Source organism: Streptococcus sp. SK643 (assembly GCF_000259505.1).
Lineage (GTDB): Bacteria > Bacillota > Bacilli > Lactobacillales > Streptococcaceae > Streptococcus.
In genome coordinates this window covers 1-16,524 of record NZ_AJMM01000009.1, presented here as the reverse complement: position 1 = coordinate 16,524, position 16,524 = coordinate 1, and the positions used below count along the sequence as shown (strand labels likewise).

The 16,524-nt window shown below is 42.2% G+C and carries 15 protein-coding genes and 1 tRNA gene; all 16 read left to right on the top strand.

Going from position 1 to position 16,524, the window contains the following annotated elements:
• Positions 1 to 3 precede the first annotated feature (3 nt).
• The 16 genes from HMPREF1117_RS06240 (at position 4) to pepC (ending at position 16,500) form a co-directional block, all read left to right on the top strand.
• Positions 4 to 91, top strand: a tRNA-Ser gene (locus HMPREF1117_RS06240).
• Between the two features lie 317 nt (positions 92 to 408).
• Positions 409 to 615 (top strand): hypothetical protein, encoded by a 207-nt coding sequence (locus HMPREF1117_RS06235; protein ID WP_007556723.1) that lies wholly within the window; start codon positions 409 to 411, stop codon positions 613 to 615.
• Positions 612 to 806, top strand: coding sequence for a hypothetical protein (locus HMPREF1117_RS06230; RefSeq protein ID WP_000709297.1), 195 nt, complete (start codon positions 612 to 614; stop codon positions 804 to 806). Before HMPREF1117_RS06235 ends, HMPREF1117_RS06230 begins: the two co-directional genes overlap by 4 nt.
• On the top strand, positions 793 to 1,677 hold the full coding sequence (locus tag HMPREF1117_RS06225; protein ID WP_001055975.1) for an ABC transporter ATP-binding protein: 885 nt from the start codon (positions 793 to 795) through the stop codon (positions 1,675 to 1,677). The genes HMPREF1117_RS06230 and HMPREF1117_RS06225 overlap by 14 nt, the downstream gene beginning before the upstream one ends.
• A 1-nt stretch (position 1,678) precedes the next feature.
• On the top strand, positions 1,679 to 2,416 hold the full coding sequence (locus tag HMPREF1117_RS06220; protein WP_000816027.1) for an ABC transporter permease: 738 nt from the start codon (positions 1,679 to 1,681) through the stop codon (positions 2,414 to 2,416).
• Positions 2,416 to 3,513, top strand: a complete 1,098-nt coding sequence (locus tag HMPREF1117_RS06215) for a sensor histidine kinase (protein ID WP_000893519.1) — start codon at positions 2,416 to 2,418, stop codon at positions 3,511 to 3,513. Before HMPREF1117_RS06220 ends, HMPREF1117_RS06215 begins: the two co-directional genes overlap by 1 nt.
• Positions 3,514 to 4,113 (top strand): response regulator transcription factor, encoded by a 600-nt coding sequence (locus tag HMPREF1117_RS06210; protein WP_000866716.1) that lies wholly within the window; start codon positions 3,514 to 3,516, stop codon positions 4,111 to 4,113.
• A gap of 471 nt (positions 4,114 to 4,584) precedes the next feature.
• Entirely contained in the window at positions 4,585 to 4,998 is a 414-nt protein-coding gene (gene rpsL / locus HMPREF1117_RS06205; RefSeq protein ID WP_001142332.1) for a 30S ribosomal protein S12, read from the top strand.
• A 19-nt stretch (positions 4,999 to 5,017) separates the two neighbouring features.
• A complete protein-coding gene (gene rpsG / locus HMPREF1117_RS06200) occupies positions 5,018 to 5,488 on the top strand; it encodes a 30S ribosomal protein S7 (RefSeq protein ID WP_000087873.1) in 471 nt (156 codons plus the stop codon).
• Positions 5,489 to 5,767: 279 nt separating this feature from the next.
• A complete protein-coding gene (gene fusA, locus HMPREF1117_RS06195) occupies positions 5,768 to 7,849 on the top strand; it encodes an elongation factor G (protein ID WP_000090329.1) in 2,082 nt (693 codons plus the stop codon).
• Between the two features lie 103 nt (positions 7,850 to 7,952).
• Entirely contained in the window at positions 7,953 to 12,344 is a 4,392-nt protein-coding gene (locus HMPREF1117_RS06190) for a PolC-type DNA polymerase III (RefSeq protein ID WP_000071373.1), read from the top strand.
• A gap of 18 nt (positions 12,345 to 12,362) precedes the next feature.
• Positions 12,363 to 12,515, top strand: coding sequence for a hypothetical protein (locus HMPREF1117_RS06185; RefSeq protein WP_000776638.1), 153 nt, complete (start codon positions 12,363 to 12,365; stop codon positions 12,513 to 12,515).
• 21 nt (positions 12,516 to 12,536) lie between these two features.
• A complete protein-coding gene (locus tag HMPREF1117_RS06180) occupies positions 12,537 to 13,778 on the top strand; it encodes an aminopeptidase (RefSeq protein ID WP_000243929.1) in 1,242 nt (413 codons plus the stop codon).
• 9 nt (positions 13,779 to 13,787) lie between these two features.
• Positions 13,788 to 14,018, top strand: a complete 231-nt coding sequence (locus tag HMPREF1117_RS06175; RefSeq protein WP_000901574.1) for a GlsB/YeaQ/YmgE family stress response membrane protein — start codon at positions 13,788 to 13,790, stop codon at positions 14,016 to 14,018.
• Positions 14,019 to 14,331: 313 nt separating this feature from the next.
• A complete protein-coding gene (locus tag HMPREF1117_RS06170) occupies positions 14,332 to 15,054 on the top strand; it encodes a pseudouridine synthase (protein ID WP_001234886.1) in 723 nt (240 codons plus the stop codon).
• Between the two features lie 111 nt (positions 15,055 to 15,165).
• Positions 15,166 to 16,500: an aminopeptidase C gene (gene pepC, locus HMPREF1117_RS06160; RefSeq protein WP_000991700.1), complete on the top strand. Its 1,335-nt coding sequence runs from the start codon at positions 15,166 to 15,168 to the stop codon at positions 16,498 to 16,500.
• Positions 16,501 to 16,524 lie beyond the last annotated feature (24 nt).

Genomic DNA, 16,524 nt, shown 5'->3' with positions numbered 1-16,524 from the left:
ATAGGAGAATTACTCAAGAGGCTGAAGAGGACGGTTTGCTAAATCGTTAGGTCGGGTAACTGGCGCAAGGGTTCGAATCCCTTATTCTCCGTATAATTAAGAGTCATTGGCTCTTTTTTATTTTTCGTTACTAATAAAGATATTTTTGTGGCTCTATAATATTTGTAGGGGGGTAAATCCCCTATGGATATTATAGAGCCTATTTTTTGAGGACTAGTTTGGTTCTATTTTTATCTAATTAACAAACTTATGAGTAATGTTTATTTTTATGTTTTTCTCTCTAACATTTAAATGTTTATGTCGCCATTTATTTTTTTTATTTCGTTTACTAAATGACATTTGTCATATCTCTTCATGACAGAAGCTTCTAGTGGCAGTAGATTCAAATAATTATAATAGATGTATCAAATGGAGGAAGAAGAGATGAAAAATAAAATGATTGTCGCAATGAGCTTAGTAGCAGCAGGAGTCATGACTTATCTCATGTTCTCTGGATTAGATGAAGGCTTTTATCATTTTCCTTGGGAGTTGTTTGCAAGCTTTGGAATGATGTCTTGGATAATACGAGAAGGTTTGAAATTGGTCTCAGATGTGAAAAAGGAGTTTGAAAAATGAAAAAAGCGATTCTCTATCTTTTTATTGGACTACCACTAGTGGTATGGTTGGTAGAAATGTTTACAGGTTGGTTTGATCAAGCTATCCTTCACCAAGCCATTCGCGGTGCCTGGGGTCTAGGATTTATGATTTTTATCGCCTTTCCGATTGGAAAGGAGTGGCTGAAAGGAGAATATGATGAACATGATTAAGGTAGAAAGCCTAAATAAAAACATCAAGGGCAAGGCTATTTTGAAGGATATTTCCTTTGAGGTAACAGAAGGTGAATGTGTCGCCTTGATTGGTCCTAATGGTGCTGGGAAGACCACACTCTTGGACTGTTTGCTTGGAGATAAACTGGTCACAAGCGGTCAAGTATCCATCCAAGGCTTGCCAGTGACGAGTTCTCAGTTAGACTACACAAGATCCTATCTCCCTCAAGAAAATGTCATCGTTCAGAAATTAAAGGTTAAAGAGTTGATTGCTTTCTTTCAAAGTATTTATCCAAATCCCTTGAGCAACCAGGAGATCGATCAACTGTTGCAGTTTGACAAGCAACAAAAAGAGCAATTTGCAGAAAAATTGTCAGGTGGGCAAAAGCGTCTTTTCTCTTTTGTCTTGACCTTGATTGGCCGACCAAAACTTGTCTTTTTAGATGAGCCAACTGCGGCCATGGATACCTCAACCCGCCAACGTTTTTGGGAAATTGTTCAGGATCTAAAAGCGCAGGGAGTTACCATTCTCTATTCGTCCCATTACATCGAAGAGGTAGAGCATACAGCGGACCGAATCTTGGTCTTGAATAAGGGAGAGTTGATTCGCGATACAACACCTCTAGCCATGCGCAGTGAGGAGATTGAAAAGCACTTTATCCTTCCTCTAGCATATAAGGAAGTTGTCGAACAGTCGAACTTGGTTGAAAACTGGTCACAAAAACAAGATGCTCTACAAGTAGTCACACGCGAAGCAGATGCTTTCTGGGAACTATTAGTCCGAGCAGGATGTAGGATTCAAGAAATTGAAGTCAATAATCGTAGCTTGCTGGATACAATCTTTGAAGAAACACAAAAGGGAGATGACTAAGATGAAACAATGGATCGCACTAAACAAGATAGAATTTCTATTGACCAAACGACAATTAGTCTATTATCTATTATCCGTAGGGATGCCGACAGCCTTCTATTTATTCTTTTCAGGTATGTACCAGGACACACCAGGTGGACCGGCTAATTTTATGCGCGACTACCTCATCTCCATGACGGCTTTTTCCATGATGTCGACAGCTATGTTTTCATTCCCAGCTGTTTTACATACCGATAAAATCAACAACTGGCAGAAAACATTGCGCCATACCCCTGTAAATATGGTAGAATATTATCTATCAAAGATAACAAGTATGATGGTTGATTATTTGGTCTCAATCCTGGTTGTTTTCTCAGTTGGGCACTTGGTCAGAGGTGTGGATATGTCTTTAGGAAGCTGGATTGGGGCTGCGTTCTTGCTGATAGTAGGAAGTGTAGCTTTTGTAGCGCTTGGCTTGACCTTGACACTCTTGCCTTCTAGTCAGCTGATGTCTGTCGTGGGCAATCTTCTTTATCTAGGCTTGGCTGTTTTAGGCGGACTCTGGATGCCCATCTCTTTATTTCCAGACTGGATGCAAGCAATCGGGAAGTGTCTACCAACTTATCAGTTGATGGAGTTGCTCAAGACCTTCTTAAACGAGGGTAGCATCAATCTATCAGCCACAGTTTATCTACTTGTTTTTTCAGCAGTTTTGTTTGGTTTGACCATTTACCTTCAAGGTCATAAGGAGAATGCTTAATGCTTGAAAGACTGAAAAGCATACACTATATGTTTTGGGCCAGTTTAATTTTTATGTTTTTCCCCATCCTACCTGTAGTGACAGGGTGGCTTTCTGCCTGGCATTTATTGATTGATATTCTATTTGTAGTGGCATATTTGGGTGTTTTAACAACTAAGAGTCAGCGCCTATCTTGGCTATGTTGGGGCCTCATGCTGACTTATGTAGTTGGGAATACTGCCTTTGTTGCTGTTAATTATATCTGGTTCTTCTTTTTCCTTTCTAACCTCTTATGTTATCATTTTGGCGTACGTAGTTTAAAGTCTTTACATGTCTGGACTTTTCTTCTTGCTCAAGTCCTTGTTGTGGGCCAACTGTTGATTTTTCAGAGAATCGAAGTTGAGTTTCTATTCTATCTACTTGTAATTCTTACTTTTGTCGATTTAATGACTTTTGGATTGGTTCGGATTCGGATTGTGGAGGATTTGAAAGAAGCGCAGGCTAAGCAAAATGCCCAGATAAATCTATTGCTTGCTGAAAATGAACGTAGTCGTATCGGTCAAGATTTGCATGATAGTCTGGGACACACCTTTGCTATGCTGAGTGTCAAGACAGATTTAGCCTTGCAGTTGTTTCAGATGGAGGCTTATCCACAGGTGGAAAAGGAATTAAAAGAAATTCACCGGATCAGCAAGGATTCCATGAATGAAGTGCGAACCATTGTGGAAAATCTTAAGTCTAGAACTTTGACATCCGAACTAGAGACTGTGAAAAAGATGTTAGAAATTGCTGGAATTGAGGTGGAAATAGCTAATCAACTAGATACAGCTAGCTTAACTCAGGAATTGGAGTCAACGGCTTCCATGATTTTGCTTGAATTAGTAACCAATATCATCAAACATGCCAAAGCTTCTAAGGCCTACCTGAAATTAGAACGGACAGAGAAAGAACTCATTCTAACAGTGAGTGATGACGGCTGTGGCTTTACTTCTATAAAGGGGAATGAGCTCCATACAATTCGAGATCGTGTTCTTCCATTTTCGGGAGAAGTAAAGGTAATTAGTCAGAAACAACCGACAGAAGTTCAGGTTCGACTACCTTATAAGGAGAGAAACTAGATGAAAGTGTTAGTCGCAGAAGATCAAAGTATGTTGCGAGATGCTATGTGTCAATTGCTCACGCTTCAACCGGATGTGGAGTCTGTCCTTCAAGCCAAGAATGGGCAAGAAGCAATCCAACTCTTAGAAAAGGAGTCTGTAGATATCGCCATACTTGATGTAGAAATGCCTGTTAAGACAGGTCTTGAAGTCTTGGATTGGATACGAGCAGAAAAGCTTGAAACAAAGGTGGTTGTGGTGACGACCTTCAAACGTCCTGGGTATTTTGAACGTGCGGTTAAGGCTGGAGTGGATGCTTATGTATTAAAAGAACGAAGCATTGCAGACCTCATGCAAACCTTGCACACCGTCCTTGAGGGACGCAAGGAGTATTCGCCTGAATTGATGGAAGTGGTGATGACGCATCCCAATCCATTAACAGAGCAAGAAATCGCAGTTTTAAAGGGAATCGCTCAGGGTTTCTCTAACAAAGAAATTGCAGACAAACTTTATCTATCCAACGGAACCGTCCGAAACTATGTCACCAATATTCTTTCGAAACTAGATGCAGGTAATCGAACAGAGGCAGCTAATATCGCGAAAGAATCTGGTTGGTTGTGATACTATCATATCTCGAAAACCATTATGTGCTAAAATTGAAATTATTCAATCAAACAAACAATTTTGTAACTTGAGGAGGCTTAGTTTCCTCCTTTTTGTTTCGTCTAATCCTCTTCGAAAATCTCTTCAAAACACGTCAGCTTCACCTTGGATTATATATGTGACTGACTTTGTCAGTATTATCTACAACCTCAAAGCAGTACTTTAAGCAGCCGGCTGCTAGCTTCCTGGTTTGCTCTTTGATTTTCATTGAGTATAAGGTGGTAGCAAAGAGCTAAAATTAACAATAAAAAAGAAAAATATCTTGACAACCAAGGGAAAAATTTGTTACAATAATAGACGGTACTTTTTACTTTTGGTCTCTCAAGAGTGTACAGGGACGTGCTGACAAATGTTGCAAAAGTACACACAGATGATAGCTGTCACCAAGTGTATCATCACCAAAAATAAAAAAAATACAGGAGAATGTAGATGCCTACAATTAACCAATTGGTTCGCAAACCGCGTAAATCAAAAGTAGAAAAATCTAAATCACCAGCTTTGAACGTTGGTTACAACAGTCATAAAAAAGTTCAAACAAATGTTTCTTCACCACAAAAACGTGGTGTTGCAACTCGTGTTGGAACAATGACACCTAAAAAACCTAACTCAGCCCTTCGTAAATTCGCTCGTGTACGTTTGAGCAACCTTATCGAAGTTACTGCCTACATCCCAGGTATCGGACACAACTTGCAAGAGCACAGCGTGGTTCTTCTTCGTGGTGGACGTGTAAAAGACCTTCCAGGGGTACGTTACCATATCGTCCGTGGTGCACTTGATACTGCAGGTGTTAACGATCGTAAACAAGGCCGTTCTAAATACGGTACTAAACGTCCAAAAGCATAAGGAAAGGGGATAAAGAGAAATGAGTCGTAAAAATAGAGCTCCAAAACGTGACGTATTGCCAGATCCGCTTTACAATTCACAACTAGTTACTCGTCTTATCAACCGCGTTATGCTTGATGGTAAACGTGGTACAGCTGCTTCAATCGTTTACGGTGCCTTTGAGCAAATCAAAGAAGCTACTGGAAACGATGCACTTGAAGTATTTGAAACAGCTATGGAAAACATCATGCCTGTACTTGAAGTACGTGCACGTCGTGTTGGTGGTTCTAACTACCAAGTCCCAGTTGAAGTTCGTCCAGAACGTCGTACAACACTTGGACTTCGTTGGTTGGTAACAATCGCTCGTCTTCGTGGTGAACACACAATGCAAGACCGTCTTGCAAAAGAAATCTTGGATGCTGCTAACAACACTGGTGCAGCTGTTAAGAAACGTGAAGACACTCACCGTATGGCTGAAGCTAACCGTGCATTTGCACACTTCCGTTGGTAAAATCATGATGCTAGGAACGGTAAGGATGCAAGGTGAAAATAGGAAACTGACGCAGTATTCGATGAATACAAGGAAGTTTATCTTTTTCACACAGCATCCCGTTCCAGCTCAAATCGGCTAACTAACTTTAGCCCGAGTTCGATTCAATTTGTAAATCTACAAGTTAAAACCAACAATAGCATGAAAACATTGAGAACGGGTAGGTCCTGCCTATCCGTTTTTATTAAAATCATGTTATAATAGAATAGAAATCAAAAATAAATAGGAGAAACAAACCTCATGGCACGCGAATTTTCACTTGAAAAAACTCGTAATATCGGTATCATGGCTCACGTCGATGCTGGTAAAACAACAACTACTGAGCGTATTCTTTACTACACTGGTAAAATCCACAAAATCGGTGAAACTCACGAAGGTGCGTCACAAATGGACTGGATGGAGCAAGAGCAAGAACGTGGTATCACTATCACATCTGCTGCGACAACAGCTCAATGGGACAACCACCGCGTAAACATTATCGACACACCGGGACACGTGGACTTCACAATCGAAGTACAGCGTTCTCTTCGTGTATTGGATGGTGCGGTTACCGTTCTTGACTCACAATCAGGTGTTGAGCCTCAAACTGAAACAGTTTGGCGTCAAGCAACTGAGTATGGAGTTCCACGTATCGTATTTGCCAACAAAATGGACAAAATCGGTGCTGACTTCCTTTACTCTGTAAGCACACTTCACGATCGTCTTCAAGCAAACGCACACCCAATCCAATTGCCAATCGGTTCTGAAGATGACTTCCGTGGTATCATCGACTTGATTAAGATGAAAGCTGAAATCTATACTAACGACCTTGGTACAGATATCCTTGAAGAAGATATTCCAGCTGAATACCTTGACCAAGCTCAAGAATACCGTGAAAAATTGGTTGAAGCAGTTGCTGAAACTGACGAAGAATTGATGATGAAATACCTCGAAGGTGAAGAAATCACTAACGAAGAATTGAAAGCTGGTATCCGTAAAGCGACTATCAACGTTGAATTCTTCCCAGTATTGTGTGGTTCAGCCTTCAAAAATAAAGGTGTTCAATTGATGCTTGATGCGGTTATTGACTACCTTCCAAGCCCACTTGATATCCCAGCGATCAAAGGTATTAACCCAGATACAGATGCTGAAGAAACTCGTCCAGCATCTGACGAAGAGCCATTTGCAGCTCTTGCCTTCAAGATCATGACTGACCCATTCGTAGGTCGTTTGACATTCTTCCGTGTTTACTCAGGTGTTCTTCAATCAGGTTCTTACGTATTGAACACTTCTAAAGGTAAACGTGAACGTATCGGACGTATCCTTCAAATGCACGCTAACAGCCGTCAAGAGATTGACACTGTTTACTCAGGTGATATCGCTGCTGCCGTTGGTTTGAAAGATACTACAACTGGTGACTCATTGACAGATGAAAAAGCTAAAATCATCCTTGAGTCAATCAACGTTCCAGAACCAGTTATCCAATTGATGGTTGAGCCAAAATCTAAAGCTGACCAAGACAAGATGGGTATCGCCCTTCAAAAATTGGCTGAAGAAGATCCAACATTCCGCGTTGAGACAAACGTTGAAACTGGTGAAACAGTTATCTCTGGTATGGGTGAGCTTCACCTTGACGTCCTTGTTGACCGTATGCGTCGTGAGTTCAAAGTTGAAGCGAACGTAGGTGCTCCTCAAGTATCTTACCGTGAAACATTCCGCGCTTCTACTCAAGCACGTGGATTCTTCAAACGTCAGTCTGGTGGTAAAGGTCAGTTCGGTGATGTATGGATTGAATTTACTCCAAACGAAGAAGGTAAAGGATTCGAATTCGAAAACGCAATCGTCGGTGGTGTGGTTCCTCGTGAATTTATCCCAGCGGTTGAAAAAGGTTTGGTAGAATCTATGGCTAACGGTGTTCTTGCAGGTTACCCAATGGTTGACGTTAAAGCTAAACTTTACGATGGTTCATACCACGATGTCGACTCATCTGAAACTGCCTTCAAGATTGCGGCTTCACTTGCTCTTAAAGAAGCTGCTAAATCAGCACAACCAGCTATCCTTGAGCCAATGATGCTTGTAACAATCACTGTTCCAGAAGAAAACCTTGGTGATGTTATGGGTCACGTAACTGCTCGTCGTGGACGTGTAGATGGTATGGAAGCACATGGTAACAGCCAAATCGTTCGTGCTTACGTTCCACTTGCTGAAATGTTCGGTTACGCAACAGTTCTTCGTTCTGCATCTCAAGGACGTGGTACATTCATGATGGTATTTGACCACTACGAAGATGTACCTAAGTCAGTACAAGAAGAAATCATTAAGAAAAACAAAGGTGAAGACTAATCAGTCCTCGCTATAGAAGGAAGTCACTTAGTGGCTTCCTTTTGTCTTTAGAAAACACCTCTAAGTATGGTAAAATAGTAGGAGAATAATGTGAGGAAAATGAATGTCAAATAGTTTTGAAATTTTGATGAATCAATTGGGGATGCCTGCTGAAATGAGACAGGCTCCTGCTTTAGCACAGGCCGATATTGAGCGAGTTGTGGTTCATAAAATTAGTAAGGTATGGGAATTTCATTTCGTATTTTCTAATATTTTACCGATTGAAATCTTTTTAGAGTTAAAGAAATGTTTGAGGGAAGAATTTTCTAAGACAGGCAATAAAGCTATTTTCGAAATCAAGACTCTGTCTCAAGAATTTTCAAATCAACTCTTGCAGTCCTACTATAGAGAGGCTTTTTCTGAGGGGCCATGTGCTAGTCAAGGATTTAAGTCACTTTACCAAAATTTACAAGTGCGAGCAGATGGGAATCATCTCTTTATAGAGGGAGCTGAAGCTATTGATAAGGAGCATTTTAAGAAAAATCATCTTCCTAACCTATCTAAACAGCTAGAAAAATTTGGTTTTCCAGCTTTTATTTGTCAAGTAGAGAAGAATGATAGACTTACTCAAGAACAAAATGATGCTTTTTATAGTGACAATGAACAAATTGTTCAAGTGGCAAATGAGGCAACCTTACGGGCTTTGGAACAATTGGATCAAATGGCTCCTCCGCCTGAAGAAGAGAAGCCAGCTTTTGATTTTCAGTCTAAGAAGGCCCTAGCTAAGCCTAAGTTAGAGAAAGCAGAAATTACCTCTATGATCGATATAACGACAGAGGAAAATCGAATTGTTTTTGAAGGGCTTGTTTTTGATGTTGAACAAAAGGTAACCAGAACAGGACGTGTCTTGATTAATTTTAAGATGACAGACTATACTTCCAGTTTTTCTATGCAAAAATGGGTTAAGAATGAAGAAGAAGCTCAGAAATTTGATCTCATCAAAAAGAATTCTTGGCTTCGTGTCCGTGGGAATGTAGAGATGAATAACTTCACACGCGATTTGACCATGAATGTGCAAGATGTGCAGGAAATTGTACATTATGAGCGGAAGGATTTGATGCCAGAAGGTGAGCGTCGGGTTGAGTTTCATGCTCATACTAACATGTCGACCATGGATGCTCTTCCTGAAGTAGAAGAAATCGTTGCAACAGCTGCTAAGTGGGGACACAAGGCAGTTGCTATCACGGACCATGGGAATGTACAGTCCTTCCCACACGGCTATAAGGCGGCTAAGAAAGCGGGAATCCAGCTAATCTATGGAATGGAAGCCAATATCGTGGAGGACCGTGTCCCTATCGTCTATAACGAAGTGGAGATGGATCTGTCGGAAGCGACTTACGTGGTCTTTGACGTGGAAACGACGGGACTTTCAGCTATCTATAATGACTTGATTCAAGTTGCGGCCTCTAAGATGTACAAGGGGAATGTCATTGCTGAATTTGATGAATTTATCAATCCTGGACATTCCTTGTCAGCTTTTACGACTGAGTTGACTGGAATTACAGATGACCATGTCAAAAATTCCAAACCACTAGAACAAGTTTTGCAAGAATTCCAAGAATTTTGTAAGGATACAGTCTTAGTTGCCCACAATGCGACCTTTGACGTTGGCTTTATGAATGCCAATTATGAGCGTCATGGTCTGCCAAAGATTACTCAGCCAGTTATTGATACGCTGGAGTTTGCTAGAAACCTCTATCCTGAGTATAAACGTCATGGTTTGGGACCTTTGACCAAGCGTTTTGGTGTGGCCTTAGAACATCACCACATGGCCAACTACGATGCGGAAGCTACTGGCCGTCTGCTCTTCATCTTTATAAAAGAGGTGGCAGAAAAACATGGTGTGACCGATCTAGCTAGACTTAACATTGATTTGATTAGTCCAGATTCTTATAAAAAGGCTCGTATCAAGCATGCGACTATCTATGTAAAGAATCAGGTAGGTCTAAAAAATATCTTTAAGCTGGTTTCCTTGTCTAATACCAAGTACTTTGAAGGAGTGCCACGGATTCCGAGAACGGTTTTAGATGCTCATCGGGAAGGTCTGATTTTGGGGTCAGCTTGCTCGGAGGGCGAAGTTTTTGATGCGGTTGTTTCCCAAGGTGTGGATGCGGCGGTTGAGGTGGCTAAGTATTATGACTTTATCGAGGTCATGCCTCCAGCTATCTACGCGCCATTGATTGCCAAGGAGCAGGTCAAGGATATGGAGGAACTCCAGACCATTATCAAAAGTTTGATAGAAGTGGGAGACCGTCTAGGTAAGCCTGTTCTAGCTACGGGTAATGTTCACTATATCGAACCAGAAGAAGAGATTTACCGTGAAATTATCGTCCGTAGTTTAGGACAGGGGGCTATGATTAACCGTACCATCGGTCATGGTGAACATGCCCAACCAGCACCACTTCCAAAGGCTCATTTTAGAACGACTAATGAGATGTTGGATGAATTTGCCTTCTTGGGAGAGGAACTAGCTCGCAAATTGGTTATTGAAAACACCAATGCCTTGGCAGAAATCTTTGAACCCGTTGAGGTTGTTAAGGGTGACTTATACACGCCTTTCATCGACAAGGCTGAAGAAACAGTTGCTGAGTTGACCTATAAGAAAGCTTTTGAGATTTATGGAAATCCGCTGCCAGATATTGTCGATTTGCGGATTGAAAAAGAATTGACTTCCATTCTGGGGAATGGATTTGCTGTGATTTATCTAGCTTCCCAGATGCTGGTGCAACGTTCCAATGAACGGGGCTACTTGGTTGGTTCTCGTGGGTCTGTTGGGTCCAGTTTCGTTGCGACCATGATTGGGATTACAGAGGTTAATCCTCTCTCTCCACACTATGTCTGTGGTCAGTGTCAGTACAGTGAGTTTATCACAGATGGTTCTTATGGTTCAGGTTTTGATATGCCCAATAAGGACTGTCCAAACTGTGGTCACAAACTCAGCAAAAACGGACAGGATATTCCTTTCGAGACCTTCCTTGGTTTTGATGGAGACAAGGTTCCCGATATTGACTTGAACTTCTCGGGAGAAGATCAGCCTAGTGCTCACTTGGATGTACGTGATATCTTTGGTGAAGAATATGCCTTCCGTGCGGGAACGGTTGGTACGGTGGCTGCTAAGACTGCCTATGGATTTGTAAAGGGCTACGAGAGAGATTATGGAAAGTTCTATCGTGATGCAGAGGTGGAACGTCTTGCTCAAGGTGCGGCTGGTGTCAAACGAACGACAGGGCAACACCCGGGAGGAATCGTTGTTATCCCGAACTACATGGATGTTTACGACTTTACGCCTGTCCAGTATCCAGCGGATGATGTAACGGCTGAATGGCAGACTACTCACTTTAACTTCCACGATATCGATGAGAACGTCCTCAAACTTGATGTACTGGGACATGATGATCCGACTATGATTCGAAAACTCCAGGACTTGTCTGGGATTGATCCTAATGAAATCCCTATGGATGATGAAGGCGTGATGGCACTCTTTTCTGGGACTGATGTACTTGGGGTAACACCTGAGCAAATCGGAACGGCGACAGGTATGCTGGGAATTCCAGAGTTTGGAACCAACTTTGTTCGAGGCATGGTTGATGAAACCCATCCGACGACTTTTGCAGAATTGCTTCAGTTATCAGGGTTGTCCCACGGTACCGACGTTTGGCTGGGAAATGCTCAGGATTTGATTAAGCAAGGGATTGCGGACCTATCAACTGTTATCGGTTGTCGGGACGACATCATGGTTTATCTCATGCATGCTGGTCTGGAACCTAAGATGGCCTTTACTATCATGGAACGGGTACGTAAGGGCTTGTGGCTCAAGATTTCCGAGGAGGAGAGAAATGGCTATATCGAAGCCATGAAGGCTAATAAGGTGCCAGAGTGGTATATCGAGTCCTGTGGGAAAATTAAGTACATGTTCCCTAAAGCCCATGCGGCAGCCTATGTTATGATGGCCTTGCGTGTAGCTTACTTCAAGGTTCACTATCCGATTTATTATTACTGTGCTTACTTCTCTATTCGTGCCAAGGCTTTTGATATCAAGACCATGGGGGCGGGCTTGGATGCTATCAAACGCAGAATGGAAGAAATCTCTGAAAAACGGAAGAACAATGAAGCTTCTAATGTGGAAATTGATCTCTATACAACTCTTGAGATTGTCAATGAGATGTGGGAGCGTGGTTTCAAGTTTGGCAAACTCGATCTCTACCGTAGTCAGGCGACAGAGTTCCTTATCGATGGGGATACCCTCATTCCGCCATTTGTAGCAATGGATGGTCTGGGAGAGAACGTTGCTAAGCAGTTGGTGCGAGCGCGTGAAGAGGGAGAATTCCTCTCTAAAACAGAACTACGCAAGCGTGGTGGGCTTTCCTCAACTTTGGTTGAAAAGATGGATGAAATGGGCATTCTCGGCAATATGCCAGAGGATAACCAGTTGAGTTTGTTTGATGAGTTGTTTTAAGGTCTTGTAGGAAAAAAGATGAAACTAAGAATTTTTGCGGAAGACAAGCCGTCTGAGAAGGTGTTTGAGTATCAATTGGAACTTGCTGACCAGACAATTCTTCTATCAACAGCACTCTTGTCTGGTGCTATTGCTTTAGCAGGGTTATTCTCTGCTTTGAAAGAAAAATAAAAATAGAAAAGAGAAAACAACATGGTTTTACCAAATTTTAAAGAAAATCTAGAAAAATATGCGAAATTGTTGGTTGCGAACGGAATTAACGTGCAACCTGGTCACACTTTGGCTCTCTCTATCGATGTGGAGCAACGTGAGTTGGCTCACTTAATTGTCAAAGAAGCTTATGCCTTGGGTGCGCATGAGGTTATCGTTCAATGGACAGATGATGTCATTAACCGTGAGAAATTCCTCCATGCGCCGATGGAGCGTTTGGACAATGTGCCAGAATACAAGATTGCTGAGATGAACTATCTTTTGGAGAACAAAGCTAGCCGTCTTGGGGTTCGTTCATCTGATCCAGGTGCCTTGAACGGAGTGGACGCTGATAAGCTTTCAGCTTCTGCTAAAGCTATGGGACTTGCTATGAAGCCAATGCGAATTGCCACTCAATCCAACAAGGTTAGTTGGACTGTAGCAGCCGCTGCTGGACTTGAGTGGGCTAAGAAGGTCTTTCCAAATGCTGCGAGCGATGAAGAAGCAGTTGATCTACTTTGGGATCAAATCTTCAAAACTTGTCGTGTCTACGAAGCAGATCCTGTTAAGGCTTGGGAAGAGCATGCAGCTATCCTCAAGAGCAAGGCAGATATGCTTAATAAAGAGCAATTTTCAGCCCTTCACTACACAGCGCCAGGAACAGATTTGACACTTGGTTTGCCGAAAAACCATGTTTGGGAATCAGCTGGTGCTATCAATGCACAGGGCGAAGGATTCTTGCCAAATATGCCTACAGAGGAAGTCTTCACAGCGCCTGATTTCCGTCGCGCAGATGGTTATGTCACTTCTACAAAACCGCTTAGCTATAACGGAAATATCATCGAAGGTATTAAGGTGACCTTTAAGGATGGACAAATTGTGGATATCACTGCAGAAAAAGGCGATCAAGTCATGAAAGACCTTGTCTTTGAAAATGCGGGTGCGCGTGCCTTGGGTGAATGTGCCTTGGTACCAGATCCAAGCCCAATTTCTCAGTCAGGCATTACCTTCTTTAACACCCTTTTCGATGAAAATGCGTCAAATCACTTGGCTATCGGTGCAGCCTATGCGACTAGCGTCGTTGGTGGCGCAGATATGAGCGAAGAAGAACTTGAAGCTGCAGGTCTCAACCGTTCAGATGTTCACGTAGACTTTATGATTGGTTCTAACCAAATGGATATCGATGGTATTCGTGAGGATGGGACACGTGTACCACTCTTCCGTAACGGAGATTGGGCAAATTAAGGAGATAATATGTTAGGAAGTATGTTCGTTGGTCTCCTAGTGGGATTTTTAGCAGGTACTCTGACCAATCGTGGAGAGCGAATGGGATGTTTTGGAAAAATGTTTCTAGGCTGGATTGGTGCCTTTATAGGCAATTTGCTTTTTGGGACTTGGGGACCGATAATAGCAGGAACTGCCATTATTCCGGCAGTACTAGGTTCCATGATTGTCTTAGCGATTTTCTGGAGACGAGGAAGTTAATTTCTTAAATCTGATACTCAATGAAAATCAAAGAGCAAACTAGAAAGCTAGCCGCAGGTTGCTCAAAGCACTGCTTTGAAGTTGTAGATAGAACTGACGAAGTCAGCTCAAAGCACTGCTTTGAGGTTATAGATAGAACTGACGAAGTCAGCTCAAAACACTGTTTTGAGGTTGCAGATAGAACTGACGAAGTCAGTAACATATATACGGCAAGGCGATGTTGACGCGGTTTGAAGAGATTTTTGAAGAGTATGAAACGAAAAGGAGGTTGGTCATTGTACCAGCCTCCTTTTGAGTGTGATATAATAGTTCTATGAGATTAGATAAATTTTTAGTTGCCTGCGCTGTAGGGAGTCGGACAGAGGTCAAAAACTTGCTCAAGGCTGGGCGCGTGACGGTAAATGGTAAAAAAGAAAAATCAGCTAAATTGCAGATTGATGAAGAAAGAGATGACATTCGCTTTGATGGGCAAGTGTTGGAGTATGAAGAGCTTGTCTACTACATGATGAACAAGCCCCAAGGAGTTATCTCAGCGACTGAGGATCCCAAGCATAGAACCGTTCTGGATTTATTGGATGACTTGGCGCGGAGCAAAGAAGTTTTCCCAGTAGGGCGCTTGGATATTGACACGCATGGTCTTTTGCTCTTGACTAATGATGGCAAGCTTGCCCATGCTCTTCTTTCACCTAAGCGTCATGTGGACAAGACTTACCAGGCTCAGGTCAAGGGAATGATGACCCAAGAAGATGTGGAGACATTTGCCAAGGGAATTCCTCTTAAAGACTTTACTTGTCAGCCTGCTAAACTGGAGCTTGTGTCCATAGATCCAGAAAAGAATCAAAGCCAAATTCGTGTGACCATTGCAGAAGGGAAGTTTCATCAGGTCAAGCGTATGGTTGCCTACTGTGGTAAGGAAGTGATGGACTTGCAACGTTTGACTATGGGAACTCTAGTATTGGATGAGAACCTAGAACGAGGGGAATGGCGCCGCTTGACCAAGGAGGAATTGGAAAATCTTCTTGCTAGTATTGCTTAATCTGCTTTATATTAGAAAAAGGGGAGGGACAATGTCCTTGCCTTTTATGTTTTTCAGTTGCTTCCTTTGTGAAAAGAGTTATAATAGACTGTAGAATAAAAGGAGGAATCTATGAACGCGATTCAAAAATCATTTACTGATAAACTATTTGCCAACTATGAAGCAAATGTCAAATACCAAGCGATTGAAAATGCTGCTAGCCACAACGGGATTTTTGCAGCTCTAGAACGCCGTCAAAGCCATGTAGACAATACACCTGTTTTCTCATTGGATTTGACCAAGGACAAGGTAACTAACCAGAAAGCATCTGGTCGTTGCTGGATGTTTGCAGCTCTTAACACCTTCCGTCACAAGCTCATCTCGCAATACAAATTGGAAAACTTTGAACTGTCACAAGCCCACACCTTCTTCTGGGACAAGTATGAGAAATCAAACTGGTTCTTGGAGCAAGTCATTGCGACTGCAGACCAAGACTTGACGAGCCGCAAGGTTAAATTCCTACTTCAAACACCACAACAAGACGGTGGTCAGTGGGATATGGTCGTTTCTCTCTTTGAGAAATATGGTGTCGTACCTAAATCAGTCTATCCTGAATCTGTTTCATCTAGTAGCAGCCGTGAGCTAAATGCAATCCTTAACAAATTGCTTCGCCAAGATGCTCAAATCTTGCGTGACTTGCTTGCTTCTGGTGCAGACCAAGCGACTGTTCAAGCTAAGAAAGAAGACCTCTTGCAAGAAATTTTTAATTTCCTTGCTATGTCATTGGGGCTCCCACCACGAAAATTTGACTTTGCTTATCGCGATAAAGACAACAACTACCAAAGCGAAAAGAGCATTACACCACAAGAGTTTTACAAGAAATATGTCAATCTTCCTCTAGAAGACTACGTTTCTGTTATCAATGCTCCAACTGCTGATAAACCTTATGGCCAATCTTATACAGTTGAGATGTTGGGAAATGTGGTTGGTAGCCGTGCGGTTCGTTACATTAACGTACCGATGGAGCGCTTGAAAGAATTGGCAATCGCTCAAATGCAAGCAGGTGAGACTGTTTGGTTTGGTTCAGATGTCGGTCAGCTTAGCAACCGTAAAGCTGGAATTCTTGCGACAGATGTTTATGATTTTGAATCAAGCATGGACATTAAACTCACTCAAGACAAGGCTGGACGTTTGGATTACAGCGAAAGCTTAATGACCCACGCTATGGTCTTGACAGGTGTTGACTTGGACGAAAATGGTAAGTCAACCAAGTGGAAGGTTGAAAACTCTTGGGGAGATAAGGTAGGTACAGATGGTTACTTTGTTGCCTCAGACGCTTGGATGGACGAGTACACTTACCAAATTGTTGTTCGTAAGGAATTGCTGACAGCAGAAGAACAAGCTGCCTATGAAGCAGAACCAATCGTCCTTGCACCATGGGATCCAATGGGTGCCTTGGCTGAATAAATGAGATATAAAAAGAACGGTTCT

Bases quoted from the DNA above. Each gene is read 5' to 3' on its own strand.
- HMPREF1117_RS06235 (WP_007556723.1), top strand. From the start codon at position 409: ATGGAGGAAGAAGAGATGAAAAATAAAATGATTGTCGCAATGAGCTTA.
- HMPREF1117_RS06230 (WP_000709297.1), top strand. From the start codon at position 612: ATGAAAAAAGCGATTCTCTATCTTTTTATTGGACTACCACTAGTGGTA.
- HMPREF1117_RS06225 (WP_001055975.1), top strand. From the start codon at position 793: ATGAACATGATTAAGGTAGAAAGCCTAAATAAAAACATCAAGGGCAAG.
- HMPREF1117_RS06220 (WP_000816027.1), top strand. From the start codon at position 1,679: ATGAAACAATGGATCGCACTAAACAAGATAGAATTTCTATTGACCAAA.
- HMPREF1117_RS06215 (WP_000893519.1), top strand. From the start codon at position 2,416: ATGCTTGAAAGACTGAAAAGCATACACTATATGTTTTGGGCCAGTTTA.
- HMPREF1117_RS06210 (WP_000866716.1), top strand. From the start codon at position 3,514: ATGAAAGTGTTAGTCGCAGAAGATCAAAGTATGTTGCGAGATGCTATG.
- rpsL (WP_001142332.1), top strand. From the start codon at position 4,585: ATGCCTACAATTAACCAATTGGTTCGCAAACCGCGTAAATCAAAAGTA.
- rpsG (WP_000087873.1), top strand. From the start codon at position 5,018: ATGAGTCGTAAAAATAGAGCTCCAAAACGTGACGTATTGCCAGATCCG.
- fusA (WP_000090329.1), top strand. From the start codon at position 5,768: ATGGCACGCGAATTTTCACTTGAAAAAACTCGTAATATCGGTATCATG.
- HMPREF1117_RS06190 (WP_000071373.1), top strand. From the start codon at position 7,953: ATGTCAAATAGTTTTGAAATTTTGATGAATCAATTGGGGATGCCTGCT.
- HMPREF1117_RS06185 (WP_000776638.1), top strand. From the start codon at position 12,363: ATGAAACTAAGAATTTTTGCGGAAGACAAGCCGTCTGAGAAGGTGTTT.
- HMPREF1117_RS06180 (WP_000243929.1), top strand. From the start codon at position 12,537: ATGGTTTTACCAAATTTTAAAGAAAATCTAGAAAAATATGCGAAATTG.
- HMPREF1117_RS06175 (WP_000901574.1), top strand. From the start codon at position 13,788: ATGTTAGGAAGTATGTTCGTTGGTCTCCTAGTGGGATTTTTAGCAGGT.
- HMPREF1117_RS06170 (WP_001234886.1), top strand. From the start codon at position 14,332: ATGAGATTAGATAAATTTTTAGTTGCCTGCGCTGTAGGGAGTCGGACA.
- pepC (WP_000991700.1), top strand. From the start codon at position 15,166: ATGAACGCGATTCAAAAATCATTTACTGATAAACTATTTGCCAACTAT.